The sequence below is a fragment of the Desulfoluna sp. CLI2B genome (assembly GCF_056847375.1).
Map to the genome: position 1 here is coordinate 3,795,624 of NZ_CP186557.1, position 21,554 is coordinate 3,817,177.

General features: G+C 58.8%; 21 protein-coding genes and 1 pseudogene. 8 read left to right on the plus strand and 14 right to left on the minus strand.

Translation table 11 applies throughout. The features are described from left to right. Window positions 1-18: 18 nt before the first annotated feature. The 3 genes from ACOYW2_RS17840 to ACOYW2_RS17850 all read right to left on the minus strand — a co-directional run bounded on the left by ACOYW2_RS17840 (window position 19) and on the right by ACOYW2_RS17850 (window position 1,443). Complete coding sequence (locus tag ACOYW2_RS17840) at window positions 19-597, minus strand: TetR/AcrR family transcriptional regulator (protein ID WP_482767405.1); 579 nt, start codon at window positions 595-597, stop codon at window positions 19-21. A gap of 88 nt (window positions 598-685) precedes the next feature. Next, window positions 686-1,024: a DnaJ domain-containing protein gene (locus ACOYW2_RS17845; protein ID WP_482767406.1), complete on the minus strand. Its 339-nt coding sequence runs from the start codon at window positions 1,022-1,024 to the stop codon at window positions 686-688. Next, window positions 973-1,443, minus strand: a complete 471-nt coding sequence (locus ACOYW2_RS17850; RefSeq protein ID WP_482419339.1) for a TerB family tellurite resistance protein — start codon at window positions 1,441-1,443, stop codon at window positions 973-975. The genes ACOYW2_RS17845 and ACOYW2_RS17850 overlap by 52 nt, the downstream gene beginning before the upstream one ends. Window positions 1,444-1,910: 467 nt before the next feature. Between ACOYW2_RS17850 and ACOYW2_RS17855 the strand changes: the two genes are divergently transcribed. Genes ACOYW2_RS17855 through ACOYW2_RS17865 form a run of 3 tightly spaced genes read left to right on the plus strand, consistent with a single transcriptional unit; the run spans window position 1,911 to window position 3,204 of the window. Further along, window positions 1,911-2,189, plus strand: coding sequence for a hypothetical protein (locus ACOYW2_RS17855; protein ID WP_482419340.1), 279 nt, complete (start codon window positions 1,911-1,913; stop codon window positions 2,187-2,189). Between the two features lie 17 nt (window positions 2,190-2,206). Next, on the plus strand, window positions 2,207-2,626 hold the full coding sequence (locus tag ACOYW2_RS17860; protein WP_482767407.1) for an RsmE family RNA methyltransferase: 420 nt from the start codon (window positions 2,207-2,209) through the stop codon (window positions 2,624-2,626). Between the two features lie 53 nt (window positions 2,627-2,679). Then, entirely contained in the window at window positions 2,680-3,204 is a 525-nt protein-coding gene (locus ACOYW2_RS17865; RefSeq protein WP_482767409.1) for a YfcE family phosphodiesterase, read from the plus strand. Between the two features lie 143 nt (window positions 3,205-3,347). On the opposite strand, the gene ACOYW2_RS17870 is transcribed toward ACOYW2_RS17865, so the two are convergent. Genes ACOYW2_RS17870 through ACOYW2_RS17880 form a run of 3 tightly spaced genes read right to left on the minus strand, consistent with a single transcriptional unit; the run spans window position 3,348 to window position 6,012 of the window. After that, window positions 3,348-4,406, minus strand: a complete 1,059-nt coding sequence (locus ACOYW2_RS17870; RefSeq protein ID WP_482767410.1) for a type IV pilus twitching motility protein PilT — start codon at window positions 4,404-4,406, stop codon at window positions 3,348-3,350. Between the two features lie 57 nt (window positions 4,407-4,463). Beyond that, window positions 4,464-5,531 (minus strand): type IV pilus twitching motility protein PilT, encoded by a 1,068-nt coding sequence (locus ACOYW2_RS17875; protein ID WP_482419345.1) that lies wholly within the window; start codon window positions 5,529-5,531, stop codon window positions 4,464-4,466. 19 nt (window positions 5,532-5,550) lie between these two features. After that, a complete protein-coding gene (locus ACOYW2_RS17880; protein ID WP_482417420.1) occupies window positions 5,551-6,012 on the minus strand; it encodes a hypothetical protein in 462 nt (153 codons plus the stop codon). Between the two features lie 244 nt (window positions 6,013-6,256). On the opposite strand from ACOYW2_RS17880, the gene ACOYW2_RS17885 reads away from it, so the two are divergent. Next, the gene (locus ACOYW2_RS17885; protein WP_482767411.1) at window positions 6,257-6,655 is read left to right on the plus strand and encodes an NUDIX hydrolase; all 399 of its coding nucleotides are present in this window, start codon (window positions 6,257-6,259) and stop codon (window positions 6,653-6,655) included. Window positions 6,656-7,935: 1,280 nt separating this feature from the next. Here ACOYW2_RS17885 and ACOYW2_RS17890 read toward each other — a convergent pair. From ACOYW2_RS17890 to ACOYW2_RS17900, 3 genes are all read right to left on the minus strand, one after another. Then, window positions 7,936-9,090, minus strand: a complete 1,155-nt coding sequence (locus ACOYW2_RS17890) for an ABC transporter substrate-binding protein (protein ID WP_482767412.1) — start codon at window positions 9,088-9,090, stop codon at window positions 7,936-7,938. Between the two features lie 199 nt (window positions 9,091-9,289). After that, the gene (locus ACOYW2_RS17895) at window positions 9,290-10,540 is read right to left on the minus strand and encodes an IMP cyclohydrolase (protein ID WP_482419348.1); all 1,251 of its coding nucleotides are present in this window, start codon (window positions 10,538-10,540) and stop codon (window positions 9,290-9,292) included. An 80-nt stretch (window positions 10,541-10,620) separates the two neighbouring features. Beyond that, a complete protein-coding gene (locus ACOYW2_RS17900; protein WP_482767413.1) occupies window positions 10,621-11,301 on the minus strand; it encodes a hypothetical protein in 681 nt (226 codons plus the stop codon). 467 nt (window positions 11,302-11,768) lie between these two features. On the opposite strand from ACOYW2_RS17900, the gene ACOYW2_RS17905 reads away from it, so the two are divergent. The 3 genes from ACOYW2_RS17905 (at window position 11,769) to ACOYW2_RS17915 (ending at window position 13,516) form a co-directional block, all read left to right on the plus strand. Beyond that, window positions 11,769-12,155, plus strand: coding sequence for a hypothetical protein (locus ACOYW2_RS17905; protein WP_482767414.1), 387 nt, complete (start codon window positions 11,769-11,771; stop codon window positions 12,153-12,155). 17 nt (window positions 12,156-12,172) lie between these two features. Further along, window positions 12,173-12,655: an MBL fold metallo-hydrolase gene (locus ACOYW2_RS17910; protein ID WP_482767415.1), complete on the plus strand. Its 483-nt coding sequence runs from the start codon at window positions 12,173-12,175 to the stop codon at window positions 12,653-12,655. Between the two features lie 423 nt (window positions 12,656-13,078). Further along, entirely contained in the window at window positions 13,079-13,516 is a 438-nt protein-coding gene (locus ACOYW2_RS17915; RefSeq protein ID WP_482767416.1) for a hypothetical protein, read from the plus strand. 286 nt (window positions 13,517-13,802) lie between these two features. On the opposite strand, the gene putP is transcribed toward ACOYW2_RS17915, so the two are convergent. From putP to ACOYW2_RS17930, 3 genes and pseudogenes are all read right to left on the minus strand, one after another. After that, window positions 13,803-15,281, minus strand: a complete 1,479-nt coding sequence (gene putP / locus ACOYW2_RS17920) for a sodium/proline symporter PutP (protein ID WP_482417428.1) — start codon at window positions 15,279-15,281, stop codon at window positions 13,803-13,805. Between the two features lie 207 nt (window positions 15,282-15,488). Then, window positions 15,489-16,601 carry an OmpP1/FadL family transporter gene (locus ACOYW2_RS17925; RefSeq protein ID WP_482767417.1) on the minus strand — a complete coding sequence of 371 codons (1,113 nt, stop codon included), beginning with the start codon at window positions 16,599-16,601 and terminating at the stop codon, window positions 15,489-15,491. Window positions 16,602-16,711: 110 nt separating this feature from the next. After that, window positions 16,712-16,996, minus strand: a pseudogene (locus ACOYW2_RS17930) (outer membrane protein transport protein); the annotation flags it as partial. A gap of 551 nt (window positions 16,997-17,547) precedes the next feature. Here ACOYW2_RS17930 and ACOYW2_RS17935 point away from each other — a divergent pair. Continuing rightward, complete coding sequence (locus ACOYW2_RS17935) at window positions 17,548-18,534, plus strand: DUF2804 domain-containing protein (RefSeq protein ID WP_482767418.1); 987 nt, start codon at window positions 17,548-17,550, stop codon at window positions 18,532-18,534. A 677-nt stretch (window positions 18,535-19,211) separates the two neighbouring features. Here ACOYW2_RS17935 and ACOYW2_RS17940 read toward each other — a convergent pair. Then, window positions 19,212-20,456 carry a uracil-xanthine permease family protein gene (locus tag ACOYW2_RS17940; RefSeq protein ID WP_482767419.1) on the minus strand — a complete coding sequence of 415 codons (1,245 nt, stop codon included), beginning with the start codon at window positions 20,454-20,456 and terminating at the stop codon, window positions 19,212-19,214. A gap of 165 nt (window positions 20,457-20,621) precedes the next feature. After that, window positions 20,622-21,248, minus strand: coding sequence for a uracil phosphoribosyltransferase (gene upp, locus ACOYW2_RS17945; RefSeq protein ID WP_180140408.1), 627 nt, complete (start codon window positions 21,246-21,248; stop codon window positions 20,622-20,624). Between the last annotated feature and the right edge of the window lie 306 nt (window positions 21,249-21,554).

The window sequence follows — 21,554 nt, forward strand, 5'->3', positions numbered from 1 at the left end:
CTCCGAAGGGGAGTTGAATCAGGCAAGCAAACCGTTCAAGATGAGATCAAAGGCGGTGTTCAGGTCACGCTGCGACGGGATATTGCCGGGCACAACATAGCGCTTGATCACCAGCATCACGTAAAAGGAATAGAGCAGTTCCGCGACCCCGGCCACTTCAAAGGGGCGGAATTCGCCTGTGGCGATGCCCTCTTCAAGATAGGCCTGGAGAATGTGCCGCGAAGCCCGGTTGATCTCCTGAAAGCGATCTTCCGCTTCGATCAGCGGGAACAGGGCCTGATCATGACGGATCAGGTGACGCAGGACCGGGTCCGATTCCAGATAGCGGTACCCGGTGATGAAGTAGGTGTAGATCCTGGCCGCACAACTCTCCTCCTTGTCGGCCGCCTCCTTGGAGTTCTGCTGCCAGTTGCGAAGGGCCCAGGCCACGGCAGACTCGTAGAGGTCTTTCTTGCTCCTGGCATAAAGGTAGAGATTCCCCTTGGTCATGCCCAGGGCATCACCGATGTCTTCCACGGTGGTCTTCTTGAAACCGTACCGGGAAAAGAGCAGGAGAGCCGCCTCATACACCCGTTGTCGTTTCTCCTCTTTGCCCATCCCTTTCTCTTTCCTTTCCCCGGCCGCACATGACGTGCTGGGCTGTCTTGAAACCGATCATCCGGCGCTTTGGGGGGTGCGCCGAGCCTCAGGCCATGCCCCGCTCTTTCTTCACATGCTCCCAGGCCTCCTGAATCTCGCGGAACTTCTCTTCTGCAAAGTGCGTAAATTCATCGGGAAGCCCCTTGGCGGCAATTTTATCCGGGTGATACTCGTTGACCAGCTTCCGGTACTGCTTTTTCGCGGAGTTGATTGCGGAATCTCCCCGGTCGCACCCAAGCACGGAATGGTAGGTATCACTCTGGTCCACGTAGCGGGCCTTGAGTTTTAGATAACCTTCGGAAGGATAATTGAAAAGGTGCACCGCCGACAGAATCAGCTCCTCTTCCTGGGGGCTGAACTGGCCGTGGGCATGGAAGTACGGCAAGTCGCCTCACCGTCCAGCATCACCTCAAGGAGGCGGGGCTGGTTCCGGAACGTGGCGTAAAACTGGCGGGCAAACCCCTCAAAGGGCTCAGGGGAGTTCACGGCTTCCCTGAAGATATCGATGGCGATGTTGCGGCTCTCGCGATTCAGGTGGAGATCCTGGGTCATGAACTGGTCGATGGACTCGATCTCATCCCGGCTCACGCGACCGTCGGCCTTGGAGAGCTTGGCCAGCATGGAGAACGCCGCCACAAAAAAAGTCATCTGGGCCTCTTCGTTCCCCGAAAGCTCCCGACGTTCGTCCCGGTTGAGTTCACTGCCGTCTTTGTCAAAGGCGTGTCCGAACACCGCCCCGGCAACCGCACCCACCGGACCGCCCAGCGCAAATCCGATGGCACCCACCGCTTGAAAACAAGTCATAATAACCTCTATGCCTCTTTTGTTCGTCTTCACAGCGCCGCATCAAAGCGGACCATTGATTTTCTTAGGACGGGGATCCCAAAGGCCCCCGAATGATTTCGCACCCGCACAGAACATCTGCACAATGGTCTAAAGTAACACGCAATCAGGGGGTGTCAAGGCTCATTGCCGCCTCCGAAAACGTCGCCACACAACCATGGGGCCCTCCCCGCACCCCACGTGCCCTTGCACAACCCCCATTGAAATCAAGGCGTCGACACCATTCCCCGCTGCCCGCCACGGGCTCTTCTCCGGGACCTTTGAAGGAAAAAACCGGACGGCGCAGGCCCCGCTTCCGGCCGCGGGACCGTTCCCGCCGGGCCACGGTACCTCGACAAGCTCTCATCATCGGTGCTACATAGAAAAAAACATGACACGCCCCTTTGGACACTCGAAGAGGGTGGCACAGACCCGATGGAATGAAACGGATGAACCTGATCCTTCTTTTTGATGACGATTTTCCCCATAAATCGGACACGGCACGACTCACTGGACGACGCCTCCGCCATGTCAGGGAGGTCCACCGGGCCGAAGTGGGGGATACCCTCACCGTGGGGCGCCTCAACGGCAGCCTGGGTACCGGTACGGTCCTCTCCCTGACCAAAGACGCCATGGAACTGGCCGTTGCCCTGGACGCGCCGCCACCGCCGCCCCTTCCCCTCACCCTGATCCTGGCCCTGCCGCGGCCCGACGTATTCAGCCGGTGATCAGTGGTTTCCACAGCATGGGGGTGAAACGCCTGGTCCTGCTCAACGCCGTCCGCGTGGAAAAGAGTTTCTGGCAGAGCCCCCGCCTCGCCGAGGAGAACCTCCTCGCCCAGCGTCTCCTCGGCCTGGAGCAGGCAAAGGACACCCGGCTGCCGGAGATCCTTCTGAAAAAACGGTTCAAGCCCTTTGTGGAAGACGAGCTGCCGGCCATGGCCCACGGCACGGAAAAGCTGGCTGCCCACCCCTACGATGCCGTGCCCTGCCCCGTGCGGGCAACAGGCCCCGTCACCCTGGCCGTGGGACCGGAAGGGGGATTTATCCCCTATGAAATGGAAAAACTGAAGGAAGCAGGGTTCCAGGCCGTCTCCATGGGTGAGCGCATCCTGAGGGTGGAATCGGCCATTCCGGCCCTTCTGTCACGGCTGTATCCATTGTAAACCGGATGCCCATTTTTTTTTGCAATTCTCTGACTCCAAGAACAGGACCCACCATGCCCCAGCAGCTGATCATCACGGCCGACATCCACGGCCACCTGCCCACCTGGCGCCGTATCTCGGCCCAGCTTAACCCCGGCGACGGCCTGGCCGTGGCAGGGGACCTCTTTGACACGGTCTACGGAAAAAGCCACCCGGACTACGACCCGAACACCATCCTGAAAGAGTTCAAGGCCCTTGCCGGCCCCACCTGGTATGTCTGCGGCAACTGCGACCACCCGGATACCCTCTCGGGAGACCTGACCACCGCCTTCTCCTGGGAAGGGACCACCCTGCTCCTGGCCCACGGCCATCGCCACCTGCCGGATCTCACCGACTACGATATCGTGGTCCAGGGCCACACCCACGTCTCCCGCCTGGACACCCTCATGGGCAAGGTGTTCCTCAACCCCGGCTCTCCGGCCCGCCCCCGGGGCGGCCACCAGGGCTTTGCCCGGCTCACGGGCACCCGCCTCGAACTAGTGGACCTGGCCACTGGCAAGGTGGTGGACCACCTCGACCTTCCCCGTCGGGGCGAATAGCCTTTCCCAAACGCATATAGCCCTTGCGCTTTGTCCCTCGTTCCTGGGGCCGACGGAGGCGTTGGCTCGGGCTTCGCCCGACATAAACGTTGATGGTTTGATATATTACAGAGACTGTTAAGGATACCGCCGTTGTATGCGACTTACGCGTGTTTCAGGGCCTCGAAAAGAGATTTATCCATGGCCTTTTCGTAGGCGGCAGCCCCGGTGATCTTCTTGGCCTTCACCAGCTCCATGAGGTGCTGGTCCATGGACTGCATGCCCTGGGAGGTGCCTGTCTGGATCATGGAGTTGATCTGGGCGATCTTGCCGCTTCGGATGACGCTGGCAAGGGCTGTGGAGCCCAGAAGGATCTCGTTGGCCGCACAACGGCCCGAGCCGTCGGCGGTTTTGAGGAGCTGCTGGGCGATGACGGCCCTCAGGGACTCGGAGAACATGGTGCGCACCTGCTCCTGCTGGTCCGCGGGAAAGGCGTTGATCACGCGGTCCACGGTCTTGGAGGCGCTGTTGGTGTGAAGGGTACCGAACACCAGGATCCCCAGTTCGGCGCAGGTCAGGGCCAGGCTGATGGTCTCCCGGTCACGCATCTCCCCCACCAGGATGATGTCCGGGTCCTCGCGACCCGCCACCTTCAGGGCATCGGCAAAACTTGACGCGTGGGAGCCGATCTCCCGCTGGGTAAAGATGCACCGGCGATTCTGGTGCACGAACTCCAGGGGGTCCTCAATGGTGATAATGTGGGCTTCCCTGTTCTTGTTGATGTAGTCGATCATGGCGGCAAGGGTGGTGGATTTGCCGCTGCCCGTGGGGCCCGTCACCAGGACCAGGCCCTTGGGAAAATCCGCGATGGTCTTGAGCACCTCGGGCAGGCCGAGGTCTTCCAGGGTGAGGATCTCGGTGGGGATCATCCGGAACACCGCGCCGGGCCCGTTGTGATGATAGAAAAAGTTGCACCGGAACCGGCCCACACCGTCCAGCTCATAGGCCATGTCCAAATCCAGGTTGGCCTCGAACTCCTTCTGCTTGTCTCCGGGAAGGATCTCAAAGAGCACCTCGGTCATCCGCTCACGGTCCAGGACCGGGTGGCCGGTTTCCACCAGCTCCCCTTTCAATCGAAGCAAGGGCGGGCGCCCCACCACCATGTGAAGGTCGCTGGCCCCTTTTTCCATCAGCTCCGTAAAATAGGTATCAATAACCGCCACAACCCCTCCTGCCGACGGCTCCGGCCGTCCGTATCCGTTCCATGGTCACTCCTTTCATCACGTTGCCGCCCCGGCCTTGAGCCTTCGCTGCAGGGTTTCGGACTCCACATGGGTCAGGGCCGTCTCAACACTGATGAGGCCCTGGTCCAGAAGCTCGGTCACCGACTCATCCATCAGCTTCATGCCCAGGCCCTTGCCCGTCTGCATGAGGTTGGGAATCTGGAACACCTTGGAGTCCCGGATCAGGCCCGCCACCGGCAGGTTTACGATAAGGATCTCAGAGGCCATGAGCATGCGGTCTTCCGTGTCCGAAGCGATGAGCTTCTGGGTCACCACAGCTTTAAGGGTCTCGGCCAGGGTGGCCCGGATCTGGGACTGCTCCCCGGGGGGATAGGAGTCGATGATGCGATCCACGGTTTTGGGGGCGTTGGTGGTGGAGAGGGTCCCGATGACAAGGTGCCCGGTCTCGGCGGCGCTGATGGCAAGGGACATGGTCTCCAGATCCCGAAGCTCACCGATGACAATGACGTCCGGGTCCTCCCTCAAGGCCCCTTTCAGGGCGTTGAGGTAGGAGTGGGTGTCGCGGCCCACCTGCCTCTGGTTCACCACCCCCTTTTTCTTGGGGTGGACAAACTCAATAGGATCTTCCACGGTGAGGATGTGATGGGCCCTGCGCCCGTTGATGAAATCCACCATGGCGGCCAAGGTGGTGGTCTTGCCCATGCCCGTGGCCCCGGTGACCAGGATCAGCCCCTGGTGCTGGTCCAGGACCTTTGCCACCACCTCGGGAAGCCCGGTGTCGGAAAGGGAGGGGATGGATGGAGGAATGACGCGGAACGCCGCACTCAGTCCCCGGTTGTGGGCCATGGCGCTTCCCCTGAAGCGGCCGAGGCCCTTGATCTCGTATGAAAAATCAAGCTGGTTTTCCCGTGCCAGGCGGTCCTTTTCCTCCTCGGAGAGGAGCTCGGTGATGAGCCGCCGTGTCTGATCCGGGGTGAGCCTGGGGGTACGGGTCTTCACCAGCCCCCCTTTTTTGCGCAGGATGATGGGCTCTCCCGGCACCACGTGCACGTCCGAGGCCCGCAGGTTGACACCGGCCTGAAACACCTTATCCAATTCTGCCATGAAAAACCTCCGGGTCCCTTTACGCGTCTTCGTCGGGAATAACCCAGAGATACTGGGTGGTGGAAACAAACACAATGGAACGGACGGTCTCTCCGTCCACCGCCACGTTGGACACCTCGGTGAACATGTCCGTATTCTTCAGAAAATAGTCGGAGACGCGGTCGTACCCGGTGATGTCGATCTCTCCGCTCACCACCTGGCCGTTGGTCATCTTCATCTTCATCTTCCGGTAGATGGCCACCTTTCTCTCGGAAAGGTCCCCGTTTCTCACCTCCACCCAGAGGATGTGTTTCTTGGGAACGATCATGGGGCGACGGCTCTCGTCCTCCCCGTTGACGGCTTCGTACATCACGATGTCGGACTCGTTGTCCAAAAGAAAGGTCCGGATGTCCCGACCCACAATATTCACCAGCCCGTCAAGCTGGCTGTTGTTGGAAAGGCACAAGGTGATTTCACAGTCTTTTTTCGGGTAGATGCCCATACGCGCTCCTTCCTGGCGAGCAGAACCGGCCGCGCCGTCGCACTGCCCGGCCCGGTTATCAATCCGTTCACGGTAGAGGTCCACTTGGTTGCCACTACCACCCTTATCGTCTCAACCACGGTGAAGATTGACCCTTTTTTTCCGTCTTGTAATATCCCGATAAACCTTATAAATATAGGCTGTATCAAAAAAAATTGTCAATTATTAAACAATTGTTTTCACCTATTTATCATTGGGAATTCACATGAAACCAGAGGGAACCTGTATCCTGCTCATCAACCCCGGGGACAAGGTACTGCTCATGCTCAGGGACGACCTGCCTCACCTTCCCTGTCCCAATATGTGGGACCTTCCCGGGGGCCATGTGGAGGCGGGGGAAACCCCGGAGGCCTGCATCCGCCGGGAGCTCATGGAAGAGCTGGGGTTCTGCCCCGAAACCATCCGCCCCTTCGGGGTCTACGACTTCCCGGACCGCCTGGAATATGTCTTCACCGCCAGGGCCGACTTCGACCCGGAGACCGTGGACCTCACCGAGGGCCAGAAGATCGCCTGGTTCAGCCTTGAAGAGGCCGACGCCCTGGACCTGGCCTTCGGTTTCAACCTGGTGATCACCCATTGGGCGGAGAAGCGGGCCGTCGATTGACACCTTGGGACAAAATACACTAAAATGCGCCGATACAATTGCCGATACTATTAGGGCGGGTGATTGATCATCTCCTGACATCAGCAAATCCATCAGTTGCCACCCCACGGAGAAGGCATGGCCGACGAGAAGCGATACAGTGTGGAAGAGGCTGCAAAGGAGCTCGGAACAGGGGTTTCCACCCTTCTCCTGTGGAAACACATCTACAGCGAGTTCCTCTCCGCAACCGGGGACGCGGGAGACGACACCCTCAGCCGCGACGACATCCACCTTTTTACCTACATTTCCGAATGCACCGAGTCGGGCCTCACCCGTGAGGAGATCCGCCTGGCCTTAAGAAACAGGGCCGCAGGAAAGGGTCCCCTCTTCTCCCGCAGCGCGTTTCGACACGACGACGATGACGACATCCTCGCCCTATTAGACGACGACAACCCCACGCCGGCACTTCTCGCAAGGCTGGTCATCCAGCAGCGCCGTCTGGCCGAAGCCGAAGAGCGCAAAGCCTCGGCCATGGAACGCCGCATCGCCGTGGAAGAGGAGAAAACGCGCAGTCTGGCGGCCATCCTCAACACCCTGCAGACATCGGGTATCCCCCTGGCCGCCATGGCAGGCCAGGCCCCTCAGCCTTCGCCCGAACCGCCGGCCCCGGAGCCCCCGGCAGAAAGTTCCCCCGCCCCCGAGGCCCCTGGGATCCCCCCCGAGAGCCCGGCGCAGGCAACACCACCTCCCTCCCCGGATAACACCGACACCCTTTCCGAAGAGCCGTCTTACGGTGAAGACACGGACGACCTCTGGGGCCTCGTAAACGACGAGCCGCCAAAGCCATCCCCTGTCATGGAGATGGACAACCTCTGGGATCTGGTGGAGACCCCCGAAGACCAAAAGCCGGACGACCTCTGGAGCCTGGTGGATGTCCCCGCCGAGGAGAAACCCGACGATCTCTGGGCTCTGGTGGACGAAGCGCCCGCCGGAAATACCGACGGGGAGATGGACAATCTCTGGGACCTGGTGGACGAAAAGCCGTCATCGGAACCCGCCAAAAAGCCCATGAGCGACACGGGCCTGGACGACCTCTGGACATCGGACGAGCCCCCGGCCCATGAACCATCGGCGTCTCCTGCCCCCACAAGCGTCCCCCACGAGGAGATGGACAACCTCTGGGACCTGGTGGACACGCCGCCCCAACAGACTGAACCTGCACCAAGCCAACCCCGGCAGGCAGCCCGCACAGCCCCTGCGGCAGCCGAGGAAAACGCCCCACTGCCCTCGGACCCCGAGGCCTACAAAGATTTTATCTTAAAGGAAATCATCGGCATGAAACGCCGGGAAAGGTTGTCCGCCGCCCAGGTGGCTGAGCGGCTCAACAAAGAGGAGCGGCCCACCTTCAGCGGAAAAGGCTCCTGGGGAACCCGTACCATCGAAGGCATCTTCCGCATCATCGAAAAGGCCGGCCCCGCATAACCCATGACCACGGGTTGCGGGGGCGAAAAAGGTCCGGTCTGACCTTCTGCATCAAGGGCAAACCGGGTGTCCACGAACTTATCCAGATCGATCTTGTCCGTCAGAATCCCCATCTCATCTTTCATGTAATCCTGAATTTTCGCCAGGTCGTCGATGACCGGGAAAAGCTCGTCCGTGGAGATACGCTCCTTGGGCTCGGTGAGGACCTTGTAAATCAAATCGCTGTTCTGTCCCAGGAAATCGGCACCGATGATGGAGGCGGGCTTGGGCTGGGCCTCCACGGCCATGCCGGAGCGCACCAGACTGCGAGTCAGCTCATGGACGGCGTCCGGGTTCTTTTCGATCACTTCGTCGCGCATCACCAGCACGCAGCAGGGGTGCTTGGGCCAGAGATCGCATGAGAGGTGAATGGCTTCCCCGTTGCCGCTGTTGATCACCTTGGTGCCGATGGGCTCGGCCACGATGAACCCGGCGATCTCCCCGTCTTCATCCAGATCGATGGCATCGGGCATCTGAAAAGGCGCCACCACCTCCAGGAAGACGTCGGCTTTTTTGTCCCGGGTGGTGCCGGGGTTGAGCCCCTTCTCCTTGAGGAGACGATGAAACAGCATGTTGTGCACCGAAAGCTGGTAGGGGATCAGGACCACCTTTCCGGCAAAGTCTTCGATGCGCTGGATTCCCGCACGGCGGCTCTTCACCAGGATGCTGCCCGATTTGTGGGTAAACAGGATCAGCTTGATGCCCACCCCGGACTTGTAAATGTCCATGGCCGTGGGGGCAAGGATAAAGGCACCGTCAAGGGCCCCGGTGGCCAGGTCGTCGGCCACCTCGTTCCACCCGTTTTTCAACACCGGCTGGAGGGAGCAATGCTTGAAGGTCTCCATCCCCTTTTTCAACTTGAGATCCGTGACACCCAGAATCAGGTGATCGGTAATCCGCAGGTGACCAATCTTCAACACAGGCTTGTCCGTCATACACACACCGCTTAAAACACCAGATGGGTTACCAGGTCCCCTTTTGTAAACCACTGTTTCCCAAAAGGGCCTGAAACACGCCTCCAACTGGCATTGGAGGCGTGCCGCCGGTCATCTCCGGTGCGTCACCCCACCGGAACATACGTTGTTGATGCCCCTTGCGGTCTGCAAGGGCGCATCGGTTCAAGACCAGTCGGAATCAGTGCTTGAAGCTCCGCTGGCCGGTGTAGACCATGGTGGCGCCGTATTCGTTGCACGCCTCAATGGACTGGTAGTCGTTCATGGATCCCCCGGAGTGGACGATGGCGCTGGCCCCCTCGCGGAGACCCACGTCGGCACCGTCGCGGAAGGGGAAGAAGGCATCGCTCACCATGGTGGCGCCCTTGATGCCGCCGTTCTCAGCCTTGACCCTGGCATCGATCTCCGCTTTCTTGTCGGCGTCTGTAAGGTCAACGTACCCCACGCCATAGGTCTCGAAGGCGTAACGGTCGGCAAGCTTTTTGTACGCCTTGTCCACGGCGATCTCGGCAACCCCCACGCGATCCTGCTCACCGGTGCCGATGCCCACGGTCACCTGGTCCTTGACGTAGATCACGGAGTTGGAGGTAATGCCGGACTCCACCAGCCAGCCGAAGAGCATGTCTTCGTACTCGGCGTCTGTGGGCTCCCGGTCGATGGTGTACAGGGTCCCCTTGTACTCGCACTGGGCAAGCTTGAGGTCCTTGCGCGTCCTGGCCTCGGGCACGTAGGAGAGCTGGGTGATGATCCCCCCGTCCATGAGGCTTTTAAAGTCCACAACGCGCTCTCCCACATAGCTCTGGAGGCGGTCCATATTGCCGATGCGGATCACCCGGAGGTTCTTGCGCGCGGACAGGATCTCCAGGCTCCCCTCTTCAAAATCGGGGGCCACAACCACTTCGGCGTACTGGTTGCTGATGGCCTCGGCCGTGGCCTTGTCCACGCTGCGGTTCAGGGCGATGCACCCCCCGAAGGCCGCGATGCGGTCGGCCATGTAGGCCTTGGCGTAGGCCTCTTCCAGGGAAGCGGCCCGGGCCGCGCCGCAGGGGTTGTTGTGCTTCACGATGACCGCCGTGGGGGTATCGGTGAAGTAACGCAGGATGTTCAGGGCGTTGTCGGCATCGGTGAGGTTGGTCTTGCCGGGATGCTTCCCGGACTGAAGGAGCTCAATGTCCGAGGCAAGGTAACGCCCCGGCGCGATGGTCTGGGTCTCCCCCACCACCAGATTGCCGTTGGCCAGGCGGTACAGCGCCGCTTCCTGACCCGGGTTTTCACCGTAGCGCAGCCCTTTTTTGACCTGGTCGATGGTCCAGGCCACTTTCTCGTAAAAGAGGGTCTGGCGGTTGTCGCCGTCCACAAAGGATATCTCCATGGCCGGTGCAAAGTGGTCGTCCATGATGGTTCGGTACATCTTTTTCAGATCGTCTGCCATGTGCTTTTCTCCCCCCGAAAGGCCGCCCTGCAGCTTGTCTGAAAAGCCGCCGCGGGTCCTGTCGGGTCCGGATAGGGTGTTTAGGATGCGCTGTAACACCCCGACACGCTCTGCGGGGCCTGTGCTGCGAGATAATCGGCAATGTGCCGGTCGTAGGTGGCGGTATGCTCAAAAGCCTTGGTCGCCAGCTCGTACCTTAAGGACAGGTCTGTTGCCCCGTCATTGGCCTCCAGGGCCGCCACAACGGCCCCGTAATCCGAAGGATTCACCACCGAGGCCACCCGAAGGTAGTTCTTGGCAGAGGCCCTGACCATGGTGGGACCGCCGATGTCGATGTTGCTGCGGGCCTCCTCCACGGTAACCCCTTCTTTGGCCACGGTGGCCTCAAAGGGATAAAGGTTCACAACTACCATATCTATCGGAACTGCGGCGGTTCTCTTTAAGTCTTCCTGATGAGAATCGTTGTATGTTTCCGTCAGGATTCCGAGATAGATTTTGAAATCAAGGGTTTTGACGAGTCCGCCCTGGGTCTCGGGCTGGCCCGTGTAGTCCGACACCTGCACCAGATGCTTTGCCGCGGCATCGCCCAGGATCTTTTCGATGGCCCCGAAGGTACCGCCCGTTGAAAAAATACGAATGGACGGGTTGACCCGCACCAGGGCGGGAACCAGGGTGTCCAGTCCCGTTTTATCCGACACGCTGATCAGCACATGATCGACCTTCACCCGGTCGTCAATGCGATCCACAATATTCATCCCCATAGTGTGTTGTCCTGTTTTTTTGTGGTGGTATTTTCTTAGATGAACGGCCGGCGCCCCGGCTGTCCGTTATGGTCTCCGCGCCCCTGACGGCCCGTGGCCCCCCAGCTGCGGCAGGTGCGCAATAGTAAAACAGCCCATGGCAAAGATCAAGGTGCATTCCGGACGGGGCAGTGCACGAAAATCACCGTGCTTTCGGCCGTTGCAGGGCCTGTGAGGTTTCAGGGAAGCCCGTAAATCCCACGCGGCCCCACAGCACAAAAAATCAATGATAACACCCCAAATCACGCCCTCCGACCCATCGCACATGCCCCCGAGCCGAATCGGAAGGAGACCTGCCTTGCCTTGACTTTTCATGGAATCAGCTTAGGTTTAGGGGCATCACCGCCGGGAATCAAGCGGATCAAAACCGACGCACCCGCCAAGGCAACGAAGCGTCGTCATGTTGACTTTCAACCGGAGGACTTTCCATGAGCACCCTTACCGTGAAAAACTTTGCCGCCTGCACCCACAAAGACGTGGCCGACGCGGTCCTCACCCTTGCTGCGCCCCTGTGTGCCGCCTGCGACGACGAGGCCATGAAGCACCACCTCATCTCCCTGGCCGTCACCGGCTGGAACCTCTCCCTCTTTGAAAGCCGGGAGAAAGAAGGGTACAGGTCCCAGGTGGAAGAGCGCCTCCCCGCACAGCTCCCCGCAGAACAAAAGGAGGTCTTTGTCCGCGTTGTTCTGGATCTCATCACCGCCAAACAGTCCAGGTACCCCGCCATGATGAAGGGCATCAAATCCTGGGACCTCCGCACGGACAACGGCGAGCTCACACTCTCGGTGGAGGCCCTGCCCGTGAAACCCGTTTAACCCTCTGGGAGGACATCATGCTCACCCTCACCCAGTTCCGCTACAGCGCCGACAATTTTTCCTATGTGGTCAGCGGCCCCACGTCCGCCGTGGCCATTGATCCCGGAGCCGTGGACGAGATCCTGGCCTTTGTCGACGCCCGGGGTCTTGACCTCACCCACGTCATCAACACCCACACCCATCCGGACCACACCGTGGGCAACACCCCGCTGATCCTGCGCTCTAAGGCCACCCACCTGGACATTCCCACCCTTCGCAGGCAGGGGCGGCTGGAGATCGACGGGGAACCCCTTTTCGTCCATTACACCCCGGGCCACATGGACGACTGCCTCACCTTTGAGATCAAGGGACGCCTCATCACAGGAGACACCCTCTTCAACGGCACGGTGGGGACCTGCTTTTCCGGAGACATGGAGAGCTTCTACCGCTCCGTCACCTTCCTGCTCACCTTCCCGGACGACACGAAACTCCTACCAGGCTCAGCCAGCCATGTCCACTAGTAGTCCATGGCCCTTGCCCACTACTCAGCTGGGATCAGATGGAGATCGCCCTGGTCATCCCACCCACGACCCGGCCACGCGCTCCACCCTGGTCACGGACGGGCCACCCCTTCCTGCGGGTCCAACGAAACCACTTGTGACAAGAGCCCATGAAACAAGGGACTCTCCCTGTGGCCACCAGCGGTACGTGGCATCTGCATGGAGCAGCCGCACCCATGGACACCACGAAAAATTCATCCACACCCCTGGGCGCGGAGCCAAGCTGCTTCGCCGTCTCCGCAAAGCAGACGCCTTGGGGCAGGCACAAGGCGACCCGATCGCTGCCCCTTCTATTGGCGGTCCCATCAAAACCCGAAGAAGGCCTTCATCGGCTGGCAGGTGAGGAACACGAGAAGGCCCGCAGACTCCTGGGGCACCCAAGGCGTGGACAAGATCCTTCTCCCCGAAGGGCTCACCATCCCTGTGATCCGGGACAAGGAGCTCAAACGCGTCGTCATCTACCGCATGGGCCACGGCCACGACGGGGAGTACCATACCGTCGAAGGCAGCGACGCCGTTCCCCTGGTCCTTTCCGGCACCACCCGCCGCACCGTGCTGGTGCGCAGGGAACTCGACGCCCTTCTGCTCCATCAGGAACTGAGCAACCAATGGACCGTGGTGGCCTCGGGGGACCTCCCCCAAGGCGCCCTTGCCACTGCCCTTCAAGGGGCCGAAGAGCTCCGCGTCCTTGCCATGGACAGCGACGCAGAGGCCCTTTCGCCAGTGAAGACGGCCACCCCCGTCCCCGTAAAAGGCACAAGCCTCGTGGAACTGGCCCGTAAGGGCCTGCTGGCAGACACCCTGGCCTCGGCCTTTAAATAAAAACCCATCGTAACTATTCAGCTTGCCTCCGGCGGGTCGCTTTTTTGAAAAAAAGCTCCGCAAAAAACTTTTCTAATGTGAAAAATATGGAAATTACTTCGGCGGAGCCTGGAAAGGCTTGCTTAAGACCTGTTTGTCAAACTTTTTAAAGTTGTTACAGGGCCGCCGGAGGCTTGTTTGAGCTGAATAGTTACAACCCATCCTTCACAAACACAAAAGCCGTGACCGGTCATAAACACATGATCGGTCACGGCTTTTTTACACTGAAAGTCCCTTGCGGAGACCTTTAGATGGTGTTGTTCACCGCATCGAACTCCGCCTGGATCTCATGGGCGGGCTCCCTGTCCATGAGGCTCACCGCAACGATCACAACAATGGAGACCAGAAAACCCGGCACGATCTCATAAAGATCAAACAACCCCAGAAATCCCCCCGTAAGCTGCTTCCAGACGATCACGGTCACCCCGCCCGCCACGATACCGGCCAGCGCCCCGTTGCGGGTCATGCGCTTCCAGTAAAGCGAAAGAAGAATGATGGGGCCGAAGGTGGCACCGAATCCGGCCCAGGCATAGGAGACAAGGCCCAGCACGGAGCTGTCGGGATTTCGGGCAAACATCCAGGCAAACACCGCCACCAGCATGACAGCACATCGGCTCACCCACACAAGCTCGGCGTCCGAGGCCTCTTTTCGGAACAGCACCTTGTAAAAATCCTCGGTCAGGGCCGATGAGGTCACCAGGAGCTGGGAGTCGGCGGTACTCATAATGGCTGCCAGGATCGCGGCAAGGAACACCCCGGCAAGGACCGTGGGCACCAGCTGATCCACCATCACCATGAAGATTTTCTCCTGATCCCCGGCGGCCAGGGGAACGTCCAGGCAGACCAGGCCCACAAGGCCCACCACCACGGCAAAGGAGAGGCTGGCCACCACCCAGAGCATGGCAATGGTCTTGGCCTTGCGGATCTCGGCGGTGGTGCGGATGGCCATGAACCGGGCCAGGATATGGGGCTGACCAAAATAGCCCAGGCCCCATGCGGCAAGGGAGATAACGGACATCACGGCCAGGGGCGCCCCCTTGGTGTCCGTGAAGATGCTTAAAAAGGCGGGGTTGATGGAACGGATCCCGTCCAGGGTGGTGGCAAGCCCTCCGGCCTTGATGATGCCCAGGGTGGGCACCACGATGATGGCCACGATCATGATCATGCCCTGGAAAAAATCGGTCCAGCTCACCGCCATGAACCCGCCCAGGAAGGTGTAGGAGATGATCACCGCCACCCCGATGAGAAGGGCCGAGTTATAGCTGAGCCCGAAGACGGTGCTGAAGAGCTTGGCCCCGGCCACAAAGCCCGAGGCTGTATAGATCAGGAAAAAGATCAGGATAAAGATGGCTGAAATGATCCGCAGCAGGTGCGAGGTGTCCCGGAACCGGTTCTCAAAATAGTCGGGCAGGGTAATTGAGTCACCGGACATCTCCGTGTAGTTCCGCAGCCGCTCGGCCACGAACTTCCAGTTCAGCCAGGTCCCCATGGCAAGGCCAAAGGCAATCCAGAAGGATTCGAGCCCCGCCACGTAAGCATACCCCGGCAGGCCCAGAAGGAGCCAGCCGCTCATGTCCGAGGCCTGGGCGCTCATGGCCCCCACCCAGCTGTTGAGGCCCCTGCCCCCCAGGATATAATCCGAGAGGGTCTTTGTCCTGCCGTAATACACCCAACCGATCCCCACCATGAATATCAGGTAGAGGACAAACGAAATCAAAATCGACACACTACTGTCCTGCATACGTCCTACTTTCCGCTCCCCATGATTCATACACACAAAAAACCGGCGTTGCGCCGGTTTTTACGAACAACCCGTGGTTTTTATCAGAACGGCCCGGTCTTTTCAACTCCGGGCCCATGGACGCAAAAAGGCCGCCCCCGGACGGGAGCGGCCTTTTTTACCCCAAAGCAATGGGGAACGATCAAACGCGCCTTAGAAGGTGTAGGTCAGGGTCATGCCTGCGCCCCAGAGGATGCCTTCGTTTTCGCAGTACACTTGAGCAGGGGCACCATAGGCTGCAGTGTAATTTTTATTAAGCTCGGTACTTCCACCTGTTGTGGAACGCTTCGACGTCGAAATCACGTGTTGGACAACAGCATCAATATTCCATCGTTCATTGATCCGCCATCCCATACCAAGGGTATAGACGTTACGATCCGTGTCAGGCCAGCCAAACTCAAAGGTCTCATCGGGAACGGGTGAGGGGTCGTAGGTGTAACCGGCACGAAAGACGAACGCCTCAGTGGCCTGGTAAGAAATCCCCAGCTTGTATGCGGTGGTATCTTCCCAGTCACGCTCATGCTTAAAGGTCGTCTCAATAGTCGATGCCCCTACCAGACCAACATAAGCGTCGGGTACGTTGATAACGGCATGCTCATCCTGATTCTCGTTGATACTCCACCTGGTCCAGGTGACGTCGGCCTCAACCGAAAACTTATTACTGGGCATCCAGCGAACACCTGCCTGCACCTGCTCAGGATGGTCATACTCCATCGTGACGGTACCATCGAGGTTCTGTGTCCCCCCCATGGCGCCAGATATCATCACATCCCCTTCGAAATCACCATCGGAACGACCTCGATAAGTCAGGCCCATGGAGAGCTGCTCAATGGGACGGTACATAAGCCCAACGTTGAAAGAGTAGTTAAAATCATCGGTGGTCTCCATCTTCAGTTGAGCGCCATCAAGAAGCGTAGCAGACATTACCAGCTCTTGAGCCTTCTCAGCATCGCCGGTGAAATTAAAGGCATTCAGGCCTGCCTGTGCTTTCGCTTGGTCAGGTGTCATCCCACCTGCAGCGTTCTTTTTATAGATAGCTGTTGCATTGAAATCATCGCTGTATTCCATTGTCTTTCCAGCTTCCGAAATCGAGCGCCCAAGACTCACCCCAACGCCTACTGAAAATTTATCCGACACCTTGTATGACAAGGTAGGGGATACAGCCACACGCCCGTAGTAAGATTCCCAGGCGTAGGCACTGGACGGAGATTTTGCAGGATCCTTATCCCAAGTAACATGAAGACCGTAAGGGGTATACGCAGCCACACCAAGAGTAAGACTATCAGACTGTCGCCCGGCGATACGCCAAAGCCCAGGGACGGGCTGACGATGTGCATGGTATCGGAGTCATAATCCGATGGCGCGCCATCCAAAGTAGGGTTGGACCCCTGCGATACCACATTCCAGTCAGACACCTCAATCTTGGCGTTGTAGTACATGGCACCCGCCGATATGGTGGGCTTTTCAATGAGCGAAAGCCCCGCCGGGTTGTAATAAGCCGCAAACACGTTGTCGCAGTAGGCCGACACGGCACCCGCCTGGGCCGTGTTCATGGCGCCGATCCCCATGGTTTCGACGTTGGCTGCATAGGCCGACGACGTACTCAGCACCACCGCTGCAAGGACCACCAATCCTTTTTTCACCATTTTTTCCACCTTCATACTTCTCTCCCAAAAAGTTTGTTGTTACCTATATTGTCACCGGTTGTCAGGAGCTAACTAAGTTCACCACAAGCAACCGCGAGTCAATCCACCAGAACAGGAAACTAACTTTTTTTGCACGATTGGAGAGATAGTAGAGACCGTGAAAACCACTTGTCAACTGCAAACGGCATTTACACTCTAAAATTAGAATCACAATTCCATGCGCCGGATTAATACCTTGTTAAAACTCGTATTTTACAATACCGTCGTTTCATGTATGATCCATCAATCACTGTAAGAAACAGAGTTCTTAAATTGTATCGACATTTTTTTAGTATACAATTGATTTTTTCCGAGCAGAGCACCAGGTTGTACACCGAAAAAAGAACACCCCCAAAGACAACCAATGCCAACAAACCGGCCCAGGTATTGTAAAATTGGGGTATTTCATTACAGCCCCCCTATGGAAATCCTACGCAGCCAGGGGTAAGACAGGACAAAAATAGAACGCACACAATATAAATAGCAGAGCCAAAAACAGCCTTAACCAGACAACTTAGGGAGGAGAGATGGACACGTTGATCAGGGAAGACGGAACACTGCCCTACGGTTACCACCACAGACCGGTGGGAAAACTCAACTTCCTGGACTTTGACCTCAGGTCGGCCTTTGGCAGGCGACGCAGCTTTCTATATAAACGCTTCAAGTTCAATCGCTTCAATTTTGTAGGGTTCATGTCCGACACCTTCATGGCCGGTGTGGCAGTGGTGGATTTGGGACTCATTAAAAACGGCTTCGCCTACCACCTTGACCGCGCCACGGGCGTACTCACGGAGACCTCGGTCCTCACCCCCTTCAGGGCCAGCATCCGCGCTACCCCCGACGCCCCCTTAAGCCGCATCAAGACCCCGGCCCTTGACCTCACTATTTCCGAAGACGGGGTGGAATGCCGCACCGACAGGCTTTCGCTCAAGGCGGCCTTCACCGCCCCGCACCCGGCGCCCCTGCGGGTGGTCTCCCGCACCGGGTACAGGGGCTGGACCTACACCGACAAACGGTCCCCCGTCGAGGTGAGTGGCACCCTCACGGTGGACGGCACCAAGACGGAGATCGCCTCCCCCCGGGTCCTGGCCCTCACCGACTGGTCCGCAGGCTACATGCGGCGCAACACCTTCTGGAACTGGGCCTCGTCGGCGGCTGTGCTGGCCGACGGCAGGAACTTCGGTATAAACCTGGCGGCCGGAGTCAACGAGACCGGCTTTACCGAAAACATGGTCTGGGTTGATGGAACCCCGACCCACATTGGCCCCGTTCACTTCGACTACAAACAAGACAACACCACCGCCCCCTGGCGCATTACCTCCATGGACGGCATCATCGACCTGGCCTTCACCCCGGAGGGCCACCGCGAGGAGAAGGTCAACGCCCTTGTCATGGGCAGCCTCTTCACCCAGCTCTGCGGCCGCTTCACCGGCACCGTCACACCACCCGGCGGATCCCCCGTAACCGTCACCGATGCGCCAGGATTCTGCGAGGACCACTTTGCAAGGTGGTGATTCGACGCGTAACGATTCAAGCCTTAAAAGCTGCATTCCCAGGTTACAATCGATCGGCTCAAAAAGCATGCCTCCGGCGGCGAGGTGAGCCACCTCGAAAGCATATTGCCCTTGCGCTTTGTCCCTCGTTCCTCGGGCAAAAGCGCAAGGGCCTTCGGCTCGGGCTTCGCCCGCTACAAAAGCCGGTGGTTTAGGCGTACAGGCTCTCACCCTTCGAAGGTACGGGATACGCTTTGCCCCATGTCACAACGTAGCCGCAGGCGAAAACTGATCGCTTGTCGCGCCGGAGCCATTGCCATTGATCGGATGACCCCACATAGACACGGGCGTAGATGAATTTCTCGGGTCAAATCACATCCGCCTTTCAAACAAACGTCGACCTTGATCATCGTTTGGACCATGGGCCTGCCCCCCCGCCGAACACCCTTGTCCCCTCAGCCTACGTATTCCGGCCTCGCTCGGGTGAGAAGACAGACTAAAATGCCGCACCGGAGTGCGGTGCTCCGTTTCGGTCGATTTTTCACGTTTTTTTTCAAAGGTCATGGACAAGCGGCAACCAGGGCCCAAGCACCATTCAAGAAGAACGATGAATCGTTACGTCGACACAATAAAAAAAGCCCGCCGAACCGGCGGGCTTTTTTATTCATCTCACTCACAAGGCCCCTGTGGGCCGGGCATTACTTTTCGTCCACCCTGCACCGGGGCAGCACGAGGTTCAGCACCACGCCGAGGATCCCGGCAAGGCCGATGCCCTGGAGGGTAAACTGACCGGCGGAGACGCTCATGCCGCCGATGCCGAACACAAGGATCAGGGCCACGATGGTCAGGTTGCGGGCTTCCATGAGATCCTCGCCGGACTTGACCAGGGTATTGAGACCCACCACCATGATGGCGCCGAAGAGAAGCAGCATGATCCCACCCATGACCGGGGTGGGGATACTGGAAAGCAGGGCCCCGAGCTTGCCCACAAAGGCAAGGAGGATGGAGGTGATGGCCGCCCAGGTCATGACCCCGGCGTTCTGCGCGCCGGTGAGGGCCACGGCCCCGGTTACCTCGGAGTAGGTGGTGTTGGGGGGACCGCCCAGAAGGGAGGCAAAGCTGGTGGCCAGGCCGTCGCCGAGCATGGTGTTTTCGATACCGGGATCCTTGAGGTAGTCCTTGCCCGTGATGCCGCCGATGGCAAGGATGTCCCCGAAGTGCTCAATGGCCGGGGCAATGGCCACGGGAACGATAAAGAACACGGCCGCGGAGTTCCACTCCGGAAAGGTAAAGTCGGGCAGCGCCAGCCAGGCGGCATCCCTCACCGGGCTGAAATCCACCAGACCGTTAAACAGGGCAACAACATACCCCACCACAATCCCGCACAGGATGGGAATCAGCTTGATCATACCACGCCCCAGAAGAGAAACCAGCACCGTGGTGGCAAGGGCCGCCATGGAGACGGTCAGGGCAACGTCCTTGGGAATAATGGCCGCAGGGTTGGCCACACCGGTGGCCATCTTCACGGCCACGGGGGAGAGAATCAGACCGATGACCATAATCACCGGGCCGGTGACCACAGGGGGAAGCACCTTCTCAATGATGGCCGATCCCTGCCAGCGGATGAGAAAGCTCAGGGCCACGTAAAACAAACCGGCGGCGATGAGGCCGCTCATGGTGCCGGCGATGCCCCACTGCTGCACCCCGATGGAGATGGGGGCGATAAAGGCAAAAGAAGACGCCAGGAAAACCGGAACCTTTCCCCGGGTCACCACCTGGAAAATCAGGGTTCCCACCCCTGCGGTAAACAGGGCCACGTTGGCGTTGAGGCCCGTCAGAATCGGTACGAGCACCAGGGCACCGAAGGCCACAAAGAGCATCTGGGCCCCCAAAAACGAATCCTTCACGCTAAACCGGTAACTGCTATTGCTGCTGCTTGTCATTTCCCCTCCTGAATCAGCACACACATCATAAATAGAAAAAAGATCATAAAAAAGGCCCCCGAAAGGACCCAAAACAAACAAAATCTATGGTGCCCTCTGACGATAGCGACCCATGGCCGCCGAAAAAGGGCATAAAAAAAGAGGGGCCGAAGCCCCTCAATAGAACTATTTGGTACCGAATATCTTGTCCCCGGCATCACCGAGGCCCGGGAGGATGTACCCTTTGTCGTTGAGCCGTTCATCCACGGCCGCCACATAGATATCCACATCCGGATGGGCATCGGTCACCCGCTTGATGCCCTCGGGGGCCGCCACGTGGAAGAGGCCACGGATGCTGGTGCAACCGGACTTTTTGAGCATGTCGATGGTGGCGATGAGGGTGCCGCCGGTGGCGAGCATGGGATCCAGGATCAGGGCGATACGCTTGTCCATCTCCCCTGCCATCTTTTCATAATAGACCACGGGCTCCAGGGTCTCTTCGTTGCGGTAGAGGCCCACAACGCTCACCTTGGCCGAGGGGATCAGGTCAATGACGCCGTTCATCATGCCGAGGCCGGCGCGAAGGATGGGGAGGATGGTGATCTTCTTGCCCTTCATGCGCTCCACGGTAACGGGACCTGCCCAGCCGTCGATCTCCACCTCTTCGGTCTCCAGATCCTTGGTGGCTTCGTAGGTAAGAAGACGGGCCACCTCAGAGGAGAGATCCCTGAAGTCTTTGGTGGAAATATTCTTTGCTCGCATCAAGCCCAGCTTGTGCTTGATAAGGGGGTGTTCTGCAATATGTACGGCCATGGATCCTCCTGAAGCCAAGTGCTTTCGTGCCACGCGATCTTTCGTGCCACGCTATTTTAGTGATCTTAATTCTTGATCTATGGACAACACCGACCCGCGGGTCGGCCATCCGGTCCCTCCATGTTTTGCCGTGGCGGCCGCAGGACGCATATCCCCCCGGGCCATGGCTACGCTTTACACGTTCGCAGCCGAAAACCACAACCCATCGGACTTTCAAGAAGATTCATCCGAACCCCGCCCTGACCTCACGGCAAAATCAACGAAGTATATAAAAAGCGGCCCGGGATTTCAACCTGTTTTTGTCCC

What these genes read in the sequence shown, in the direction of transcription:
- ACOYW2_RS17865 (WP_482767409.1), top strand. Translation starts at nt 2,680, where the DNA reads ATGCCCCAGCAGCTGATCATCACGGCCGACATCCACGGCCACCTGCCC.
- ACOYW2_RS17875 (WP_482419345.1), bottom strand. Translation starts at nt 5,531, where the DNA reads ATGGCAGAATTGGATAAGGTGTTTCAGGCCGGTGTCAACCTGCGGGCC.
- ACOYW2_RS17840 (WP_482767405.1), bottom strand. Translation starts at nt 597, where the DNA reads ATGGGCAAAGAGGAGAAACGACAACGGGTGTATGAGGCGGCTCTCCTG.
- ACOYW2_RS17880 (WP_482417420.1), bottom strand. Translation starts at nt 6,012, where the DNA reads ATGGGCATCTACCCGAAAAAAGACTGTGAAATCACCTTGTGCCTTTCC.
- ACOYW2_RS17855 (WP_482419340.1), top strand. Translation starts at nt 1,911, where the DNA reads ATGAACCTGATCCTTCTTTTTGATGACGATTTTCCCCATAAATCGGAC.
- ACOYW2_RS17940 (WP_482767419.1), bottom strand. Translation starts at nt 20,456, where the DNA reads ATGACAAGCAGCAGCAATAGCAGTTACCGGTTTAGCGTGAAGGATTCG.
- ACOYW2_RS17890 (WP_482767412.1), bottom strand. Translation starts at nt 9,090, where the DNA reads ATGACGGACAAGCCTGTGTTGAAGATTGGTCACCTGCGGATTACCGAT.
- ACOYW2_RS17905 (WP_482767414.1), top strand. Translation starts at nt 11,769, where the DNA reads ATGAGCACCCTTACCGTGAAAAACTTTGCCGCCTGCACCCACAAAGAC.
- ACOYW2_RS17910 (WP_482767415.1), top strand. Translation starts at nt 12,173, where the DNA reads ATGCTCACCCTCACCCAGTTCCGCTACAGCGCCGACAATTTTTCCTAT.
- ACOYW2_RS17895 (WP_482419348.1), bottom strand. Translation starts at nt 10,540, where the DNA reads ATGGCAGACGATCTGAAAAAGATGTACCGAACCATCATGGACGACCAC.
- ACOYW2_RS17850 (WP_482419339.1), bottom strand. Translation starts at nt 1,443, where the DNA reads ATGACTTGTTTTCAAGCGGTGGGTGCCATCGGATTTGCGCTGGGCGGT.
- ACOYW2_RS17900 (WP_482767413.1), bottom strand. Translation starts at nt 11,301, where the DNA reads ATGGGGATGAATATTGTGGATCGCATTGACGACCGGGTGAAGGTCGAT.
- ACOYW2_RS17935 (WP_482767418.1), top strand. Translation starts at nt 17,548, where the DNA reads ATGGACACGTTGATCAGGGAAGACGGAACACTGCCCTACGGTTACCAC.
- ACOYW2_RS17860 (WP_482767407.1), top strand. Translation starts at nt 2,207, where the DNA reads ATGGGGGTGAAACGCCTGGTCCTGCTCAACGCCGTCCGCGTGGAAAAG.
- upp (WP_180140408.1), bottom strand. Translation starts at nt 21,248, where the DNA reads ATGGCCGTACATATTGCAGAACACCCCCTTATCAAGCACAAGCTGGGC.
- ACOYW2_RS17885 (WP_482767411.1), top strand. Translation starts at nt 6,257, where the DNA reads ATGAAACCAGAGGGAACCTGTATCCTGCTCATCAACCCCGGGGACAAG.